Source organism: Streptomyces sp. NPDC028305 (genome assembly GCF_055569495.1).
This window is the reverse complement of the sequence record NZ_JBVHTN010000011.1, coordinates 194976-211672: the sequence shown is the minus strand read 5'-3', so window position 1 is coordinate 211672 and position 16697 is coordinate 194976. Positions and strand designations below refer to the sequence as shown.

The window sequence follows — 16697 nt, the reverse complement described above, 5'->3', positions numbered from 1 at the left end:
TGACAGGGCATCTGCGCCGGAGCCGGGCGGCGGTGCGCGATGCCGTGCTCGGGGTGCGCATGAGCGCGCCGCCGCCCGACAGACCCGCCCTCGCCTCGCGGGGCCGCGCCTCGCGAGGCTATAGGACCGCCACGGGTGCGACGGGGCTGCCCGCCCCGCCGACGAACGGCTCGGGCATGGCCGACAGCAGAAATGCGTAGCGCCCCTCCTCGGCGCAGGCCTCCGACAGCTCCTCCAGATTCCAGTTCTGGCCCTGCTGCATGCCCATTTCGACGAGATCGAGCGCGTGGACCGGCATCCACAGGTTCTCTATCTCCGGGGGGAAGATCTCGAAGGTGAGGGTGTCGTTGGCGACCGCGGCCACGTCCCGGGCGTGGAACCACTCGGGGGCGCGGAGGGACAGGCCGGGTGACGGAAAGGCGTACGCCTCCTTCTCGCCCGCGAGATAGCGCTGGATCTGGCCGGTGCGCACCAGGGCGATATCACCGGGTCGGACAGTGGTCTTCGCCAACTCCTCCGCGGCCTCCAGGTCCTCGGGGGTGACGGCATGCCCCTCGGGCAGCCGGTCGAACCCTCGGGCGCGGGCGACATCGAGGAGCACCCCGCGCGAGACGATGTGGCGCGCCTTCTCGATGCCGCTGAAGGCGGCGCGGCCGTGGGCGGTGACGGAGGCGGCGGGGCGGCCGTTGTAGATCCGGCCCGAGTGCGAGACATGGGTCAGCCCGTCCCAGTGGGTGCCCGCCTGTAGGCCCATCGTCACGGCGTCGTCGCTGGTGGCCACGGTGTCCGGGCCGAAGATCTCCAGGTTGACGGCGACCATGGTGTGCAGGGGGTTGACCCGGCCCGGGATCACTCCGGTCTGCACCCCGTCCTGCTGGAGCGGCAGCGCGAGCGGGACGCGGCGGCCGCTGCGTATGTCCGCCGCGGCGCCCCTGACCACCTCGTCGGTGATCAGGTTGAGCGTGCCGATCTCGTCCGCCTCGCCCCAGCGGCCCCAGTTGTTGACGCGCCTGGCGATGTCGTGGAATTCGGGCGGCAGGGCCATGGAACCTCCTCGGTTCGGCTTCCTGGCGGCTTCCCGGCGGGTTTCCGCTCGGGGGCTTGTACTCGCGCCGCGTCTGCTCAAAAATCTAACGGACCGTCAGATACTGCGGGAGGGGACGCGACGTGGGCAACTTCTTGGGCGGCAAGGTGGTCGCCGTCACCGGGGCCGGGCGGGGCATCGGCCGGGCCGTGGCACTGGCCTGCGCGGCCGAGGGAGCCCAGGTCGTCGTCAACGACTACGGGGTGTCGATCGAGGGCGGCGAACCCAGCAGCGAGGTCGCCGAGGCCGCGGTCAAGGAGATCGAGGCGGCGGGCGGAACGGCGGTAGCCGTCGCCGACGACGTCTCGACCATGGCGGGCGGGCAGCGGATCGTGGACACCGCGCTCGAACGCTACGGGCGGCTCGACGGCGTGGTGTGCATCGCCGGGATCCTGCGCGAGCGGATGCTCTTCAACATGACCGAGGAGGAGTGGGACCCGGTCGTCGCCACCCACCTCAAGGGCACCTTCACGGTCTTCCGCGCGGCCTCCGCGGTGATGCGCAAACAGGGCTCCGGGACCCTGATCGGCTTCACCAGCGGCAACCACCAGGGCAGCGTCGCGCAGGCCAACTACGCCTCCGCCAAGGGCGGGATCATCTCCCTGGTGCGCAGCGCAGCGCTCGGCCTCCACAAGTACGGGGTGACCGCCAACTGCGTGGCCCCGGTCGCCCGGACGCGCATGTCCGCCAATGTGCCCATGGAGCTCAAGGAGATCGGCGAGCCGGAGGACGTGGCGGCCCTGGTGGTCTATCTGCTGAGCGACCGTGCCAGGGAAGAGAAGATCACCGGGCAGGTCTACACGATCGCCGGACCCAAGATCGCGGTCTGGGCCCAGCCACGGGAGTTGCGCGCGGGATACGCCGAAGGCGCCTGGACCCCGGAGAAGATCGCCGACTTCCTCCCGGGCACGGTCGGCACCGACCCCATGCCGATGCTCGCGCGGCTCGACGCCATGGCCAAGGCGGCGGCCGCGGGACAACGCCCCAACGCGTGACCCGACCCCGCGGCCACGCGGGACGGGAGACGGGAGGAGCCGTGGACTTCGCTTTCGGACCGGAGGACGAACGCTTTCGCACCCGGGCCCGCGACTGGCTGGACGAGCACTTCACCGGCGCGCACACCGGTCTCGGCGGACAGCCGCGGCCCGGCGTCGGCCACGGTGGGGAGGGAGCGCACCGCGCCTGGGAGCGGGAGGTCGGCGCCGGCGGCTGGATCGGGCTCGGCTGGGACCGGACCCACGGCACCTACGGCAACCGGCCCGCCACCCTCACCGAGCAGGTCGTCTGGGCCGAGGAGTACGCCCGCGCCGGGGCCCCCGCCCGGCTCGGCCACATCGGCGAGAACCTCCTCGCCCCCACCCTGCTCGCCTACGGCGACGACGCCCAGCGCGCCCGCTTTCTGCCGCCCGTCGCACGCGGCGAGGAGCTGTGGTGCCAGGGCTACAGCGAGCCCGACGCGGGATCGGACCTCGCCGGGGTGCGGACCCGCGCCGTCCGCGACCCGGGCGACGGCACCTACCGCGTCACCGGGCAGAAGATCTGGACCTCCCTCGCCCGCGAAGCCGACTGGTGCTTCGTCCTGGCGCGCACCGAGGAAGGCTCACGGCGCCACCACGGTCTCTCCTTTCTTCTGGTGCCGATGGACCAGCCCGGACGGGTCGAGGTGCGCCCGATCCGGCAGCTGACCGGCGACGCCGAGTTCAACGAGGTCTTCTTCGAGGGCGCGGTGGCGCGCGCGGAACACCTCGTCGGCGGCGCCGGCCACGGCTGGCGCGTGGCCATGGGACTGCTCGCCCTGGAGCGCGGCGTCTCCACCCTCGCCCAGCAGATCGGCTTCGCCCAGGAGCTCGACCGGGTGGTGCGGATGGGCTTACGCACCGGCGCCGCCGCCGACCCCGTGCTGCGCGACCGTCTCATCGCGCAGTGGGCCGAGCTGAAGACCATGCGCTGGAACGCGCTGCGGACCCTGGGCTCGGCACAGGGCCCCGGCGCGCCCAGCGTCGCCAAGCTGCTGTGGGGCGGCTGGCACCAGCGGCTCGGCGAGCTGGCCGTCCGGGTGCGGGGCGCCGCGGCCGCGCTCGGCCCCGAGCCATGGAGCGCCGAGCGGCCGTATGAACTCGACGACGCACAGCACCTCTTTCTCTTCTCCCGGGCCGACACGATCTACGGCGGCTCGGACGAGATCCAGCGGAACATCATCGCCGAGCGCGTTCTCAACCTCCCTAAGGACTCACGCGGATGAAGACGGACGGGCCGAAGACGGACGGGTTGACGACGGACGAGGCGGACGGGCGGGCGGTGTACGGGCACTGGATCGGCGGCGGCCCACGGCGGCCCGGGCAGGGGCACTACCCGGTCATCAACCCCGCCACCGAGCGGACCGTCGGCCATGCCCCAGAGGCCGACGCGGCCGACGTGGACGCCGCCGTGAGCGCGGCACGGGACGCCTACGAGGGGTGGGCGCGCACCGCCCCCCGTGAGCGCGCCGCCGTGCTCGACCGCGCCGCCGACCTGATCGCCGAGCACGCCCGGGACCTGGCCCCGCTCGCCCAGGCGGAGACGGGCGCGACGATGCGCGTCGCCAAGGCGATGCAGGTGCCCCCGGCGGCCGACCGCTTCCGCCGGTATGCGCGGGGCGCCCTCGAACCGGACACGGTCCCGCTCGCGCCCGTGCCCGTGGCCGCCACGCCCCTCGCCCCCGGCGGGCTCATCGGCGCGGCCGCGGTCCGCCGCCCCGTGGGTGTCGTGTGCTGTATCACCTCCTACAACTTCCCTCTCGCCAACCTCGCGGGCAAGGTCGCCCCCGCCCTGGCGATGGGGAATACGGTCGTGGCCAAACCGGCCCCGCAGGACCCTCTGTGCTGTCTGGAACTCGGCCCGTTGCTGAAGGAGGCCGGGCTCCCGGACGGTGTCTTCAATGTCGTCACCGGATCGGGCGCTGCCGCGGGCGAGGCACTCGTGGCACACCCCGGCGTCGACATGGTCAGCTTCACCGGCTCCACCGCCGTGGGAAAGAAGATCGCCGAGTCCGCAGGCCACTCGATGAAGCGCACCCTGATGGAGCTGGGGGGCAAGGGCGCGGCCATCGTCCTTGGGGACGCCGACAAGTCCGTGATCAAGTCGGCGGTCGGGGCGGTCGGTTCGACCTGGTCTTTCCACAGCGGGCAGATCTGCACGGCGCCGACCCGCGTGCTCGTCCATCGATCGCTGTACGAGCAGGTCGTCGTCGCACTCACACGGTATGCGAGTTCGCTGATCGTCGGGGATCCTGTGGATAACTCCACGATCGTCGGCCCGCTGATCTCCGCGGCCCAGCGCGACCGCGTCGAGGCGTACCTCGCCGGCGCCCGTGACCAGGGTGCCCGGATCGCGGTGGGCGGCGAACGCCCCGCCGTCAAGCCCGGCTTCTACGTCGCCCCGACCCTGATCACCGACGCGACCCCCGACATGACCGTGGCGCAGGAGGAGGTCTTCGGCCCGGTCGTCGTCGCCCTCCCCTTCGATGACGAGGACGAGGCGGTCCGCATCGCCAACTCCACCCCGTACGGCCTGTACGACTACGTCTTCAGCGCCGACGCGGGCCGCGCCTGGGCCCTCGCCGCCCGCCTGCGCAGCGGCAACGTCGGCGTCAACACCGCCCAGCGCCACCCCGAGACGCCGTTCGGCGGCTTCAAGCACAGCGGGGTCGGCCGCGACGGCGGCTCGTTCGGCCTGCACGCGTACAGCGAACTCCAGTCGGTGGTCTGGGCCTCCTGAGGAGAGGGACAGACGTGGGACGGAAAAGACGGGAAATGCGGGAAATGCGGGAAATACGGAAAAGGGAAGTGGCGAAGTGGTGATGAGAGGCGTCATCTTCGACGGCACCGAACCGCGGGTGGTCGACGACCTGGAGATCCGGGCGCCCGGCCCCGGCGAGGTGCTGGTCGCCATCGCCGCCGCCGGCCTGTGCCACAGCGATCTGTCGGTCGTCGACGGCACCATCCCCTTCCCCGTCCCGGTCGTGCTCGGCCACGAGGGCGCGGGCACGGTGGCGGCCGTCGGCGCCGGGGTCACGCATGTCGCCCCCGGCGACCATGTGGCCCTGTCCACCGTCGCCAACTGCGGGACCTGCGCCGATTGTGGCCGTGGCCGCCCCACCATGTGCCGCAGGGCCATCGGCAGGCCCGACCGGCCGTTCACCCGCGGCGGGGAGCCGCTGTTCAACTTCGCCTCGAACTCCGCCTTCGCGGAGCGCACCCTGGTCAAGGCGGTGCAGGCCGTCAAGATCCCCAAAGACATCCCGCTCACCTCGGCGGCACTCATCGGCTGCGGCGTGCTCACCGGCGTCGGCGCCGTGCTCAACCGCGCCCGGGTCGACCGCGGCGAGTCGGTCGTGGTCATCGGCACCGGCGGGATCGGGCTCAATGTGCTTCAGGGCGCCCGGATTGCCGGGGCCGCGCCGATCGTCGCCGTCGACTCCAACCCCGCCAAGGAGCCGCTGGCCAGGCAGTTCGGCGCCACGCACTTCGTGGCCTCAGCGGCCGAGGCCCGGGGGGTCCTGCCATCCGGCGCCGACCACGCCTTCGAGTGCGTCGGCAGTACCCGGCTCATCCGGGAGGCCGTCGACCTGCTCGACCGGCACGGCCAGGCGGTGCTGCTGGGCGTGCCGCCGGCCGACGCCGAGGCGTCCTTCCTCGTCTCCTCCATGTATCTGGACAAGGCCATCCTGGGCTGCCGCTACGGCTCAGCCCGGCCGCAGCGCGACATAGCCCTGTACGCGGACCTCTACCGCCAGGGCCGGCTGCTGCTGGACGAACTGGTCACGCACACCTACCCCGTCGAGGACTTCCCGAAGGCCGCCGACGACGCGCGGGCGGGCCGGGTGGCCCGGGGCGTGCTCACGTTCTGAGGGACGGCGTCTCGCCGACGCGGGGTGACGACCTCCCACCGCGGGGCGACGGCCTCCTGCCGGAGCCGGTCGCGGGCGCGGAAGGTGCGCCGGTAGGCCGTGGGGGAGACGCCGAGCGCCGCCTGAAGGTGCTGTCGCATCGACGCGGCCGTGCCGAAGCCCGCGTCCCGCGCCACCTGGTCCACCGAGAGGTCGGTGTCCTCCAGCAGGTGCCTGGCCCGCTCCACGCGCTGCTGGACGAGCCACTGCCCGGGGCTGATCCCGACCTCCTCACGGAAGCGGCGGGTGAACGTCCGTACGCTCATCGCCTCCCGGTCGGCCAGCTCGCGCAGCGAGATCGGGCGTTCCAGGCGGCCCAGGGCCCAGGCGCGCGCCGCCGTCGTGGTCGCCTGCTGCGGCTCGGGGAGCGGACGCTCGATGTACTGAGCCTGGCCGCCGTCGCGGTACGGCGGCACCAGGCTGCGCCGCGCGACCTCATTGGCGACGGCCGCGCCGAAGTCGCGCCGTACGACGTGCAGGCACAGGTCGATGCCCGAGGCGACGCCCGCGGAGGTGAGCACGTCGCCGTCGTCGACGAACAGCACGTCCGGGTCGACCGCGATGGAGGGGAAGAGGGCCTGGAAGTGGGCGGCGCTGCGCCAGTGGGTGGTGGCGGGGCGGCCGTCGAGCAGCCCGGCGGCCGCGAGCACATAGCCGCCGGTGCAGATGGACATCCAGCGGACGCCGGGCCGGGCGTGGACCAGCGCGGCGGCGAGCGCCGGCGGAAGCGTGCCCTCGGTATAGGCCTGTCCCAGCTCGTAGCTGGTGGGCACGACGATGGTGTCGGCTTCGGCCAGCGCCTCGGGGCCGCGCTCGACGACGACCGGAAAGTCGGCGTCCGTCGGCACCTCGCCGGGCTCCGGCGTGCAGCTGAACACCTCGTAGAGGCGGCGGCCCTCGGCGGAGCGGGCCTTGCCGAAGATCCTGAACGGGATGCCCAGCTCGAAGGGGATCACCCCAGGCAGGACCAGCACGGCGACGCGGTGCGGCCTCGCGGCGTCCATGGTCTCGGGCATACGGGCCTCCAGCGCGCATATCGATGGCCCGATCCTAACGAATGCTGTCCGTCGGGCCACTCGTAAGGACCGACCGATGCATTGATGCTGATCCGGTGACACAGACAACCGAACTGCCAGGCACTCCGGGCCAGGACGAGCGGGCCGCCGCACCCCGGCGGCGGCCGAGGATCCACCGGGCGTGGTGGGTCGCCGCCGTCACCTTTGTGACGATCATCGGCGCGGCCGGTTTCGCCTCGCTGCCCGGTCTGCTGATCGAGCCCCTGCACGAGGAGTTCGGCTGGTCGCGCGGGCTGATCGGGTTCGCGGTGTCCGTGAATCTCGCCCTCTATGGGCTCACCGCGCCCTTCGCCGCCGCCCTTATGGACCGCTTCGGCATCCGCAAGGTCGTCGCCTGTGCGCTGATGGTGATCGCCACGGGCGCCGTACTCACGGTCTTCATGACCGCCGCCTGGCAGCTCGTCCTGTGCTGGGGCGTCCTGGTGGGGCTCGGCAGCGGCTCCATGGCGCTGGCCTTCGCCGCGACGGTCACCAACCGCTGGTTCGTCCAGCGGCGCGGCTTGGTCACCGGCATTCTCACGGCCGGAGGCGCGTCCGGACAGCTGGTGTTCCTGCCCGCCCTGTCGTGGATCGTGGAGCACCACCACTGGCGCCCGGCCGCGGTCACGGTGGCGGTCGCCGCGTTCGCCGTGGTGCCCTTCGTGTGGCTGCTGCTGCGCGACCATCCGGCCGATGTGGGCCTGGCCGCGTACGGGGCGGAGGGGCCGCCCGCCCCGAAGCCCGCCCCGCAGCGCGGCGCGGCCCGCCGGGCGGTCACCGCGCTGCTCTCGGCCGCGCGCACCGGCCCGTTCTGGCTGCTGGCCGGCACCTTCGCGATCTGCGGTGCCTCCACCAACGGCCTGGTCAAGACGCACTTCGTGCCCGCCGCGCACGACCACGGCATGCCCGTCACGGCCGCCGCGAGCCTGCTCGCGGTCATCGGGATCTTCGACATCGTGGGCACGGTGGCCTCCGGCTGGTTCACCGACCGGTTCGACGCGCGGCGGCTGCTCGCCGTCTACTACGCGCTGCGCGGGCTGTCGCTGATGTTCCTGCCGATGCTTCTGGCGGACTCCGTGCATCCGCCGATGATCTTCTTCATCGTCTTCTACGGGCTCGACTGGGTCGCGACGGTGCCGCCCACCATCGCGCTGTGCCGCGAGCACTACGGCGAGGACAGCGCGATCGTCTTCGGATGGGTGCTGGCCTCGCACCAGGTGGGCGCGGGGGTGGTGGCCTTCCTCGGCGGAATGGCGCGGGACACCTTCGGGTCGTACGACGTGGTCTGGTACGGGGCGGGCGCGCTGTGCGCGATGGCCGCGCTGATGGCCCTGGTCATCCGGCGCGAGCGGGAGGAGCTCCCGCTCGCCGCCTAGGTCCTGTCCGGGCGATCTTTGAGGATCAGCCCGCGGCGTCGGATGAGGGGGCGCCTCCCGGCCGAAGGCTGGGGGAGCATCGCAAGGCGGAGGCTGCGACACCGGCGGCTGCCGCCGCGGGCCCTCGTACTGGGCGCTGCGGTCGATATGCCTCCCCCGGCTACCGCCGGGAGGTGCCCCCTGACGCGGCGTGGCGGGCGACTCGGACAACGCAGCCGGGGGCGCCGTAGCCGGCGTCGCGGGCCCGAGAAGATCGCCCGGACAGGGCCTGGGGCTCGTCCGGCGGATCATGGGCCGAGCCAGGGCCGGACCGAGGCGAGGGCCGGCCAGTGCCCTCATCGTGTTGACCGCCCCCGGCAGGCAGTGCTGGAGTCGGCACGTGGACAGCATCCCCGCCAACCGGCGGCTCTGGAACCAGATCAGCAGCGCCTACCAGCACAAGCACGACCCGCAAATCGGCGCCACACCCCGGCTGTGGGGCATGTACTCCATCCCCGACGCGCACCTGCACGCCCTGGGCGACGTCACCGGCAAGCGCGTCCTCGAACTCGGCTGCGGCGCCGGCCAGTGGTCCAGGGCGCTCGCCGCCGAGGGCGCCACCGTGGTCGGGCTCGACCTGTCCGAAGCCCAACTCGCCGCAGCGGCCCGCGCGATGGGAGCGGCCCGCTACCCGCTGGTGCAAGGCGCCGCCGAACAACTCCCCTTCGCCGCCGACAGCTTCGACCTGGTGTTCTGCGACTTCGGTGGGCTCAGCTGGGCGCCCCCGCACCTGGCCGTCCCGCAGGCCGCACGCGTCCTGGGCCGAGGCGGGCGCCTGGTGTTCAACGTCGCCAGCCCATGGTTCGAAGCCTGCTACGACGAAGCCGCCAGACGCGTGACCACGACGATGCAGCAGGACTACTTCGGGCTGAACACCATCGCCGAAGGCGACGGCGCGACCAGCTATCAGCTCACGTACGGCGACTGGGTCAAGGTCCTGCGCGGCGCGGGTCTCATCATCGACGACCTCATCGAGCCGCGGCCCGAACTCGGAACACCCAACGGCTACAACGAAACCGACCCACCCGACTGGGCACACCGCTGGCCGGCGGAACTGCTCTGGGTGACCCACAAACCGTAAGTTCCGCCGCGCCGAGACGTGAAGGCATCCCCTCGCCGGACACGACCTAGGCGTCCGGGTCGAGCGGGGCCAGTGAGGCGAACGCGCCGCGGTGGAAGAGGAGGGGGCCGGACCGGGCGGCGGCGTCGTCCGTGCCGAGGGCGCGGACGCGGCCCACGACCACCAGGTGATCACCGCCGGTGTGCACGGCGTGGACCGTGCAGTCGATCCAGGCGGGGACGTCCACGAGCCGGGGCGAGCCGGTCACCGGGGCCGGCCGGTGCTCGACGCCCGCGAACTTGTCCGGCCGCCGGGAGCCGCTGACCGCGAAGCCGCGGCACAGCTCGCCCTGGCCCGCCCCCAGGATGTTGACGCAGAAGACCCCGGCGCGGGCGATGCGCGGCCAGGTCGTGGAGGTACGGGCGACCATGAAGGCGATCAGCGGCGGGTCGAGGGAGAGGGAGGAGAAGGACTGGCAGGCGAACCCGGCCGGGCCCTCCTCGTCGACCGCCGCGACAACCGTGACCCCGCTCGCGAAGTGGCCCAGGACTCGCCGGAACTCCGCCGGGTCCAGCGGAAGGCGTTCGTCCGCGCGGACGGCGCGCAGCGTGGGGCGGCCGGGGCGGGGCGGCGCCGGGGCGGCCCGCGGCAGGGGGTCGTCGGGGCGCGCGGCGGTGGTCGGTGAGCCGACCGAGCGCAGATAGCGGACCGCGGTGGCTGCCATCCCGGCGTGTCCCATCATGATTCCATTGAATCTGATGCTGCGTCAGATGTGAAGCCCCGGAGGGAGCCTTCGGCGCCCCTCAGCGGCCCCGGTATTCGGGAGCGCGGCGCTCGGCGAAGGCGCGGACGCCTTCCCTCGCGTCCGCCGTGGTCATGTTGATCTCCTGGGCCGCCGCCTCGGCGGCGAACGCGGCCGTACGATCGGCCTCCAGCGAGCCGTTCACCAGCTGCTTGGTGAGGGCGATGGCGCGGGTGGGGCCGCCGGCCAGCCGCTCGGCCCACTCGCGGGCGGTCTTGGCCAGATCGCCGTCCGGGACGACCCGGTTGACCAGGCCGATCCGCTCGGCCTCGGCGGCCGACAGCGCGTCGCCGAAGAACAGCAGCTCCTTCGCCCGCTGCGGGCCGATGAGGCGGGGGAGGAGATAGGCGCCGCCGCCGTCGGGGACCAGACCGCGGCGCACGAAGACCTCGATGAACCGGGCCGACTCGGCGGCGAGCACCAGGTCGCAGGCGAAGGCGAGATGGGCGCCGAGGCCGGCCGCGGTCCCGTTCACGGCGGCGATGACCGGCTTCTCGCAGTCGAGTACGGCGGTGATCAGCCGCTGCGCCCCGCGCCGGATCAGCCGGGCCACATCGCCGGCGACCCGCTCATCCCCGCCCGACCCCGACCCCGACCCCGGCCCCGGCCCGGACCCGGCGCCGGACCCGGCGGCCGGCCGTGGGCCGCCGCGCAGGTCGGCGCCCGCGCAGAAGCCCTTGCCGGTGGCGGTGAGCACGACCGCCCCGACCGCCGGGTCGGCGGAGGCGTCATCGAGCAGCGAGATCAGGCGTTCGCGCTGGTCAGGAGTGATGGCGTTCAGCGCGGCGGGGCGGTTCAGAGTGATCCGGACCACGCCGTTGTCAGTGGCGTGCCGTACAACGGATTCAGGTGATTCTTCGGGGGAGGAAGTCATGGGGGAATTCCCTTGCGCTGAGGCAGAGGCAGAGGCTGGGGCAGAGGTCGAAGTCGAGGGCCGGGCGCGTGGGCCGGGGGCCTCAGCGGCACACGGCCAGGGCGTCGAGGGCCACCGCGCCCTGGCCGCGGGGCAGCACCATCAGCGGGTTGACGTCGAGTTCGGCCAGGTCGTCGCCGAGTTCCAGGGCCATGCGCTGGACGCGGAGGACGACCTCGACCAGGGCGTCCACATCGCAGGGGGGCAGGCCGCGCACGCCGTCGAGCAGGGCGCGGCCGCGCAGCTCGGTGAGCATCGCGCGCGCCTGGTCCTCGCCGAAGGGCGGCACGCGCACGGCCGTGTCCCGCAGCACCTCGACGAGCACACCGCCGATGCCCACCGTGACGGTCGGCCCGAAGAGGCTGTCGTGGGTGACGCCGACGACCATCTCCACACCGCGCTCGACCATCTGGCAGACCAGCACGCCGTCCAGCTCGACGCCTTCGTAGCGGGCGATGTCGGTGAGGTCGCGATAGGTGTCGCGGACCTGGCTCGCGGAGGTGAGCCCGAGCCTGACCAGGCCCAGTTCGGTCTTGTGGGCGAGCTGCGGCGCGGAGGCCTTCATGGCGACCGGATAGCCGACCAGGCCGGCGGCGCGCACGGCCGCCGCCGCGCTGGTCACCAGATGCTCGCGCGGCACCCGGATGCCGTACGCCCGCAGCAACTGCTTCGCGGCGTGCTCGCTCAGCTGCTCTCCCGGGCGCAGCAGCGCCTGGGCCTTGCGGGCCGAGGGGGAGGGGGTGCGCGGGGCGTCGTCGAAGGGGGAGCGGTAGCCCGCCGTGAAGCGATGGTGCTCCAGATAGGCGCGGACGGCGGTGATGCAGTTGGCGAAGGTCCGGAAGGTGGCGACGCGGGAGGAGCCGAGCAGGGTGGTGCGGTAGGCGGGCTCGGTGCCGACCGGCGAGCCCCACACCACGCACACCAGCTTGTCCGTGTGTTCCGCCGCGTCCACCAGATCCTGCGCCAGCTTGTCGCTCATCGGCGGGAAAGGCCCGGTGATCGGGCAGATCAGCACGCCGACGGACGGGTCGGCGAGGATGGCGTCGATGATCTTCCGGCCGCGCCAGTCGCCGACGGGGTGCCCGCCGTTGTCGACCGGGTTGGCGACGCTGAGCTCGCCGGGTATCCACTGGTGGAGTTCGGCCTGCTTCTCCGCGTCGAGCGTGGGCAGCGGGAGCCCGGCGGCCGTCGCGAGGTCGGCGAAGTGGGCGCCGGTGCCCCCGGAGATCGAATAGACCACGACGCCCTCGGCGAGCGGCGGCCGGGCGCGGGCGAGCAGCGCGGCCGTGTCCTGAAGCTCGTCGAGGCCGTCGACCCGGATCACGCCGAACTGCCGCATGGCCGCGTCCACGACCGCGTCCGAGCCGGTGAGCTTGCCGGTGTGGGAGGCGGCCGTGCGGGCCCCGGTCTCGGTCCGGCCGACCTTGACGGCCACGACGGGCACCCCGGCGCGGGCGGCGTGGTCGGCGGCCAGCAGAAAGCTGCGCCCGTCCTTGAGCCCTTCCACATACATCGCGATGGCGCCGACCTCGGGCCGTGAGGCGAAGTAGGAGATGAAGTCGGCGGTCTCCAGGTCGGCCTCGTTGCCGGTGGGCGCCCAGTGGCTGAGCCGGATGCCCAGCTCCTGGAGGGTGAAGACGGGGCGGCCCTGGTGGCCGGACTGGGTGATGAGGGCGATCGCGGGGCCTTCCAGGTCCTCGCGGAACTCCTCGAAGGCGTTGAGGTTGGTGTTGGGGCCCAGCAGGCGCAGCCCGCCGCGCCGCGCGGCGGCGGACAGCCGGGCCTGGGCGGCGGCACCCTCGGCGCCGGTCTCGGCGAAGCCGGAGGCGAAGGCGACGGCGAATTTGACCTTGGCCGAAGCGAGTTCCTCCATGAGCGGGAGCGGATCGCGGACGAGGAGGACGGCGAGGTCGACCGGTTCGGGCAGGTCGGCCACGGACGGAACGCAGGGCAGGCCGAAGACGGCGGGACGGGAGGGGTGTACGGGGTGCAGCCGGGCGCCGACGCGCTCGGCCCAGGCGATCAGCTGGCGGGTGATGCCGGTGTTGGGGCGGCCCTCGGTGTCGGAGGCGCCGACGACGGCCACCGACTCGGGGCGGAAGAACCGGTCCAGGTCGGGGACGGCGGAGTGCAGCGGGCGGCCGCTGACGTCCACGTCCTCGTCGGCCGCTGTCCTGCCGTGGACATGGACGGCGGGGCCGGGAGGCCGGCCGCAGGCGGCGACGCGGGCGTGACGGGAGTTGGTGGTGAGGGTGCCGTGAGTCGAACCAAGCATCGGTATCCGCCACTCCTGCTCGTTGGCGACAAGCGACAAGCCAGATATCTGACGTCCAGTCAGATTACTCGGCGGTTCAGATTAACGGAACTGACGCCTAGTCAGGAATGGGGGTGCAGGGACAACACGCAGGGTGACGAGGGTCGCCCGAGGTGCGGTGAGGTGATGGTGCCCGGTGGGTCAGGAGGTCACGCCGGGGAAAGCGGCGATATCACGCCGATGTGCGGTCGATGGCCCTGGCGATTTTGCGCGCGTCGAGGGCGAGCTCGCGGAACATGCCGCTGATCGGGTTCGTATAGCCCGTGAAGTGCAGGCCCGGGGCCGAAGGGGCGGTGCGCGGGCCGTGGGTCAGCGGTCGGCCGCGCTCGTCGAGCACGCCCAGGTGCCCGACGAGGTCGTCCAGGCCGCGCCGGTAGCCGGTCGCCGCGACCACGGTGTCCGGGCCGATCCGGGAGCCGTCGGCCAGTATCACCTTGTCCTCCTCGAAGGACTCGACCGCCGCCACCACCTCCACCTTCCCCGCCTGGACCGCGTCGATGAGACCGACGTCCTGCACCGGGATCGCGCCTTGGCGGACCCGCGTGTAGAGGCCGGTCTCCGGCCATGGCAGCCCCTGCGCGCTCAGGTCGGGCATGGTGAGCCGGCTCATCGTCCGCGCCGCCCGGTCCACCAGCCTGGTCGGCAGCCGCCGCACCAGGATGCCGGTGGCCTGTGCGGGCCAGCCCGCCGTGGAGCGGCGCAGGATGTGCGGCACGGTGCGCACCGCCAGCCGCACCCGCGCCGCGCCGCCCTCGACGAGGTCGACCGCGATCTCGGCGCCCGTGTTGCCGATGCCGACGACCAGGACGTCCCGGCCCTGGTACGGGCGGGCGTTGCGGTAGCGGCTCGCGTGCAGCAGCTCGCCGGTGAAGGTCTTCCGGCCCGGCCAGTCGGGCACCCGGGGGGTGTGGTTGTAGCCGGTGGCCACGACCACGACGGGCGAGGAGGGCTCGCGCCCGCCGGTGGCCCGCAGCACCCAGCCCTCGCCGTCCCGCGCCCGGTCGATCCGTGAGACCTCCACGCCCGTGACGATCTCCAGCCGGTGGTGCTCGACGTACTGCTCCAGATAGCGCACCACGTCGTCCCGGGCGACCCAGCGCCCGTACGCGCGCGGGATCGCGAGCCCGGGGAGGGCGGACAGCCGGCGCGTGGTGTGCAGATGCAGCCGGTCGTAGTGGGCGCGCCAGGAGGCGGCGACCGCGTCCGACTTCTCCAGGATCACCGCGCGGATGCCGCGTTCGCGCAGGGCGGCCGCGGCGGCGAGCCCGCCCGGTCCGCCGCCGATCACGTACACAGGTGAGGAGTGCTCGGGGAAGGTGTCGGCCATGAGCGTGAGCGTAGCCATGTAATTGACAGGTTTCCGACAAATTTATTCCGAATCGGTTGCGGATCGATCACGGCCCGCCGCACGACCTCTTGCGCGGCCGTGTCCGTCTCCGCTGAACTGACGTACCGTCAGATACATGCCCCGGCGGGACGGACGGAGAGGGGGAGAGCGATGCGTACGATCTGGCTCAGCGGGCCCGAATGGCTCGCCGTGCTGCGCATCGGGCTCGGCCTGTGGTGGCTGGAGAGCTGGCGGCACAAGGACAAGAAGGCCTGGTGCGGGCGCGGCACCGGCATCGCCTGGGCGGCCGACATGGCGGCCAAGCACCGCTGGGCGTTTGTACGCGGCGGCTTCGCCGCGGTCGTCGGGCCCCGCCCCAAGCTCATGGCGTATGTCGTCCTCTACGCCGAACTGGCCATCGGCCTCGGCCTGGTCCTCGGCTTCCTCACCCCGATCGCGCTGATCGGCGGCGCCCTGCTGAACCTGCTCTACTTCGTGCTCATGATCCACGACTGGGCAGAGCAGGGGCAGAACTCCATGATGGTGCTCATCTCCCTGGTCGCCCTCCTCGGCATGAGCTGGCAGACCTGGGCCCTGGACGGGACGTGGGGGCTGTTCCTGTGAGCGCGCCCCCCGTGCCCCCCGCGGGCGCGCCCCGCTTCGACCTGCCGGAGATCGACGCCTTCACCCGCCCCTACTGGGACGCGGCCGTGCGGGGGCACCTGCTGATCCGCCGCTGCGCGGACTGCGGGCAAGCCCATCACTACCCGCGCGAGTTCTGCCCCCGGTGCTGGAGCGAGAACGTCATCTGGGAGCGGGCGAGCGGCCGCGCGACCCTCTACACCTGGTCCGTGGTGCACCGCAACGACCTCCCGCCGTTCGGCGCCCGTGTCCCCTATACCGCCGCCGTGGTCGAACTCGCCGAGGGCCCGAGCATGATGACCGAGGTGGTCGGGTGCGCCGGTCCCGATCTGCGCGTGGGCATGGAGCTGTGCGTCGACTTCCGTGCACCGGACGGGGACGCCTCACCCGAGGGCGCCCCGGCGATCCCCGTCTTCCGCCCCGCCCCCGCGTCTCAGGGCCACAGCAACTCGCGCAGCCAGCCCCCGCCCTCGTCTCCCCCGGCCGCGCGGCGGTAGCGCAGCCGTACGTGCCGACGGTGCTCCTCCTCCTGGTAGAACTCCACCTCGTCCGCGGTCAGTACATACAGCGTCCAGCTCGGCGCCGTGGCGTCCGGCTCCCGCTCGACCCGCTCCCGCGCCGCCTCGAAGGCCCGCTCCAGCTCGCCGTACGAGCCCAGGACCTCGCTCTGCCGCCCGCCCCCGGCCAGCGCGGCCGTCAGCGCCGCCGGTGAGCGCCCGCGCAGATCCGCCGCGCTCTCCTCGGGGGCGGCCGCCGTGACCCGCCCGCCGATCCGCACCTGCCGGCCCAGCGCCGTCCAGTGGAACCCGAGGGCCGCGTACGGGCGGGCGGCCAGCTCCCGGCCCTTGCGGCTGGCGCGATGGGTGCCGAAGTGCCAGCCGTGCGCGTCGGCGTCATGCAGCATGACGGTGCGCAGGGAGGGGCGGCCGTCCGCGTCGGCGGTGGCCAGCGTCATGGTGTGCGGGCCCGGTACGCCCGCCTCGGCGGCCTCGCGCAGCCACCGCCGGAACAGCGGAAGCGGCTCGTCCGGCGCGGTCGCCGGGTCGAGGGCGGGCAGCTCGCCGCCGTCCCGCACCCGCAGTCCGCGCAGCAGCGCGCGGAATTCCTCGGCGGTCTCGTCGTCGACTTCACCCATCGGGCTCTGTGCCTCCTCGCTCG

The 16697-nt window shown here is 72.9% G+C and carries 15 protein-coding genes; 8 read left to right on the top strand and 7 right to left on the bottom strand.

Features of this window, described 5'->3' with window-relative positions; translation table 11 throughout:
* Window positions 1-118: 118 nt before the first annotated feature.
* Window positions 119-1045 (bottom strand): cyclase family protein, encoded by a 927-nt coding sequence (locus ACZ4WQ_RS40755; RefSeq protein ID WP_358846604.1) that lies wholly within the window; start codon window positions 1043-1045, stop codon window positions 119-121.
* 122 nt (window positions 1046-1167) lie between these two features.
* Between ACZ4WQ_RS40755 and ACZ4WQ_RS40750 the strand changes: the two genes are divergently transcribed.
* From ACZ4WQ_RS40750 to ACZ4WQ_RS40735, 4 genes are all read left to right on the top strand, one after another.
* Window positions 1168-2079, top strand: coding sequence for an SDR family oxidoreductase (locus ACZ4WQ_RS40750; protein WP_311726737.1), 912 nt, complete (start codon window positions 1168-1170; stop codon window positions 2077-2079).
* Between the two features lie 41 nt (window positions 2080-2120).
* The gene (locus tag ACZ4WQ_RS40745; protein ID WP_398377485.1) at window positions 2121-3326 is read left to right on the top strand and encodes an acyl-CoA dehydrogenase family protein; all 1206 of its coding nucleotides are present in this window, start codon (window positions 2121-2123) and stop codon (window positions 3324-3326) included.
* Window positions 3323-4840: an aldehyde dehydrogenase family protein gene (locus tag ACZ4WQ_RS40740; protein WP_398377486.1), complete on the top strand. Its 1518-nt coding sequence runs from the start codon at window positions 3323-3325 to the stop codon at window positions 4838-4840. Before ACZ4WQ_RS40745 ends, ACZ4WQ_RS40740 begins: the two co-directional genes overlap by 4 nt.
* A gap of 82 nt (window positions 4841-4922) precedes the next feature.
* On the top strand, window positions 4923-5972 hold the full coding sequence (locus tag ACZ4WQ_RS40735) for a Zn-dependent alcohol dehydrogenase (RefSeq protein ID WP_398377488.1): 1050 nt from the start codon (window positions 4923-4925) through the stop codon (window positions 5970-5972).
* Here the strand turns inward: ACZ4WQ_RS40735 and ACZ4WQ_RS40730 are convergent.
* Window positions 5894-7015 (bottom strand): GlxA family transcriptional regulator, encoded by a 1122-nt coding sequence (locus tag ACZ4WQ_RS40730; RefSeq protein WP_385349561.1) that lies wholly within the window; start codon window positions 7013-7015, stop codon window positions 5894-5896. The two genes, ACZ4WQ_RS40735 and ACZ4WQ_RS40730, sit on opposite strands and share 79 nt — an antisense overlap.
* A gap of 107 nt (window positions 7016-7122) precedes the next feature.
* Here ACZ4WQ_RS40730 and ACZ4WQ_RS40725 point away from each other — a divergent pair, with 107 nt between their 5' ends.
* Both ACZ4WQ_RS40725 and ACZ4WQ_RS40720 read left to right on the top strand, forming a co-directional pair.
* Complete coding sequence (locus ACZ4WQ_RS40725) at window positions 7123-8442, top strand: MFS transporter (RefSeq protein WP_398377489.1); 1320 nt, start codon at window positions 7123-7125, stop codon at window positions 8440-8442.
* A gap of 379 nt (window positions 8443-8821) precedes the next feature.
* Window positions 8822-9562, top strand: coding sequence for a class I SAM-dependent methyltransferase (locus ACZ4WQ_RS40720; RefSeq protein WP_398377491.1), 741 nt, complete (start codon window positions 8822-8824; stop codon window positions 9560-9562).
* A 46-nt stretch (window positions 9563-9608) separates the two neighbouring features.
* Here ACZ4WQ_RS40720 and ACZ4WQ_RS40715 read toward each other — a convergent pair whose 3' ends face one another.
* The 4 genes from ACZ4WQ_RS40715 to ACZ4WQ_RS40700 all read right to left on the bottom strand — a co-directional run bounded on the left by ACZ4WQ_RS40715 (window position 9609) and on the right by ACZ4WQ_RS40700 (window position 14897).
* Window positions 9609-10265, bottom strand: a complete 657-nt coding sequence (locus ACZ4WQ_RS40715) for a flavin reductase family protein (RefSeq protein ID WP_398377524.1) — start codon at window positions 10263-10265, stop codon at window positions 9609-9611.
* A 79-nt stretch (window positions 10266-10344) separates the two neighbouring features.
* Complete coding sequence (locus ACZ4WQ_RS40710; RefSeq protein ID WP_398377493.1) at window positions 10345-11217, bottom strand: enoyl-CoA hydratase/isomerase family protein; 873 nt, start codon at window positions 11215-11217, stop codon at window positions 10345-10347.
* 82 nt (window positions 11218-11299) lie between these two features.
* A complete protein-coding gene (locus ACZ4WQ_RS40705; protein WP_398377496.1) occupies window positions 11300-13531 on the bottom strand; it encodes an acetate--CoA ligase family protein in 2232 nt (743 codons plus the stop codon).
* 211 nt (window positions 13532-13742) lie between these two features.
* On the bottom strand, window positions 13743-14897 hold the full coding sequence (locus ACZ4WQ_RS40700) for a flavin-containing monooxygenase (RefSeq protein WP_398377497.1): 1155 nt from the start codon (window positions 14895-14897) through the stop codon (window positions 13743-13745).
* A 171-nt stretch (window positions 14898-15068) separates the two neighbouring features.
* Here ACZ4WQ_RS40700 and ACZ4WQ_RS40695 point away from each other — a divergent pair, with 171 nt between their 5' ends.
* The gene (locus tag ACZ4WQ_RS40695; protein WP_398377499.1) at window positions 15069-15521 is read left to right on the top strand and encodes a DoxX family protein; all 453 of its coding nucleotides are present in this window, start codon (window positions 15069-15071) and stop codon (window positions 15519-15521) included.
* A complete protein-coding gene (locus tag ACZ4WQ_RS40690; RefSeq protein WP_385349511.1) occupies window positions 15518-16036 on the top strand; it encodes a Zn-ribbon domain-containing OB-fold protein in 519 nt (172 codons plus the stop codon). Before ACZ4WQ_RS40695 ends, ACZ4WQ_RS40690 begins: the two co-directional genes overlap by 4 nt.
* Here ACZ4WQ_RS40690 and ACZ4WQ_RS40685 read toward each other — a convergent pair.
* Complete coding sequence (locus tag ACZ4WQ_RS40685; protein ID WP_398377501.1) at window positions 15973-16674, bottom strand: pyridoxal 5'-phosphate synthase; 702 nt, start codon at window positions 16672-16674, stop codon at window positions 15973-15975. The genes ACZ4WQ_RS40690 and ACZ4WQ_RS40685 overlap by 64 nt on opposite strands.
* Between the last annotated feature and the right edge of the window lie 23 nt (window positions 16675-16697).

What these genes read in the sequence shown, in the direction of transcription:
- ACZ4WQ_RS40700 (WP_398377497.1), bottom strand. Translation starts at nt 14,897, where the DNA reads ATGGCCGACACCTTCCCCGAGCACTCCTCACCTGTGTACGTGATCGGC.
- ACZ4WQ_RS40710 (WP_398377493.1), bottom strand. Translation starts at nt 11,217, where the DNA reads ATGACTTCCTCCCCCGAAGAATCACCTGAATCCGTTGTACGGCACGCC.
- ACZ4WQ_RS40755 (WP_358846604.1), bottom strand. Translation starts at nt 1,045, where the DNA reads ATGGCCCTGCCGCCCGAATTCCACGACATCGCCAGGCGCGTCAACAAC.
- ACZ4WQ_RS40735 (WP_398377488.1), top strand. Translation starts at nt 4,923, where the DNA reads ATGAGAGGCGTCATCTTCGACGGCACCGAACCGCGGGTGGTCGACGAC.
- ACZ4WQ_RS40685 (WP_398377501.1), bottom strand. Translation starts at nt 16,674, where the DNA reads ATGGGTGAAGTCGACGACGAGACCGCCGAGGAATTCCGCGCGCTGCTG.
- ACZ4WQ_RS40705 (WP_398377496.1), bottom strand. Translation starts at nt 13,531, where the DNA reads ATGCTTGGTTCGACTCACGGCACCCTCACCACCAACTCCCGTCACGCC.
- ACZ4WQ_RS40730 (WP_385349561.1), bottom strand. Translation starts at nt 7,015, where the DNA reads ATGGACGCCGCGAGGCCGCACCGCGTCGCCGTGCTGGTCCTGCCTGGG.
- ACZ4WQ_RS40695 (WP_398377499.1), top strand. Translation starts at nt 15,069, where the DNA reads ATGCGTACGATCTGGCTCAGCGGGCCCGAATGGCTCGCCGTGCTGCGC.
- ACZ4WQ_RS40715 (WP_398377524.1), bottom strand. Translation starts at nt 10,265, where the DNA reads ATGGCAGCCACCGCGGTCCGCTATCTGCGCTCGGTCGGCTCACCGACC.
- ACZ4WQ_RS40740 (WP_398377486.1), top strand. Translation starts at nt 3,323, where the DNA reads ATGAAGACGGACGGGCCGAAGACGGACGGGTTGACGACGGACGAGGCG.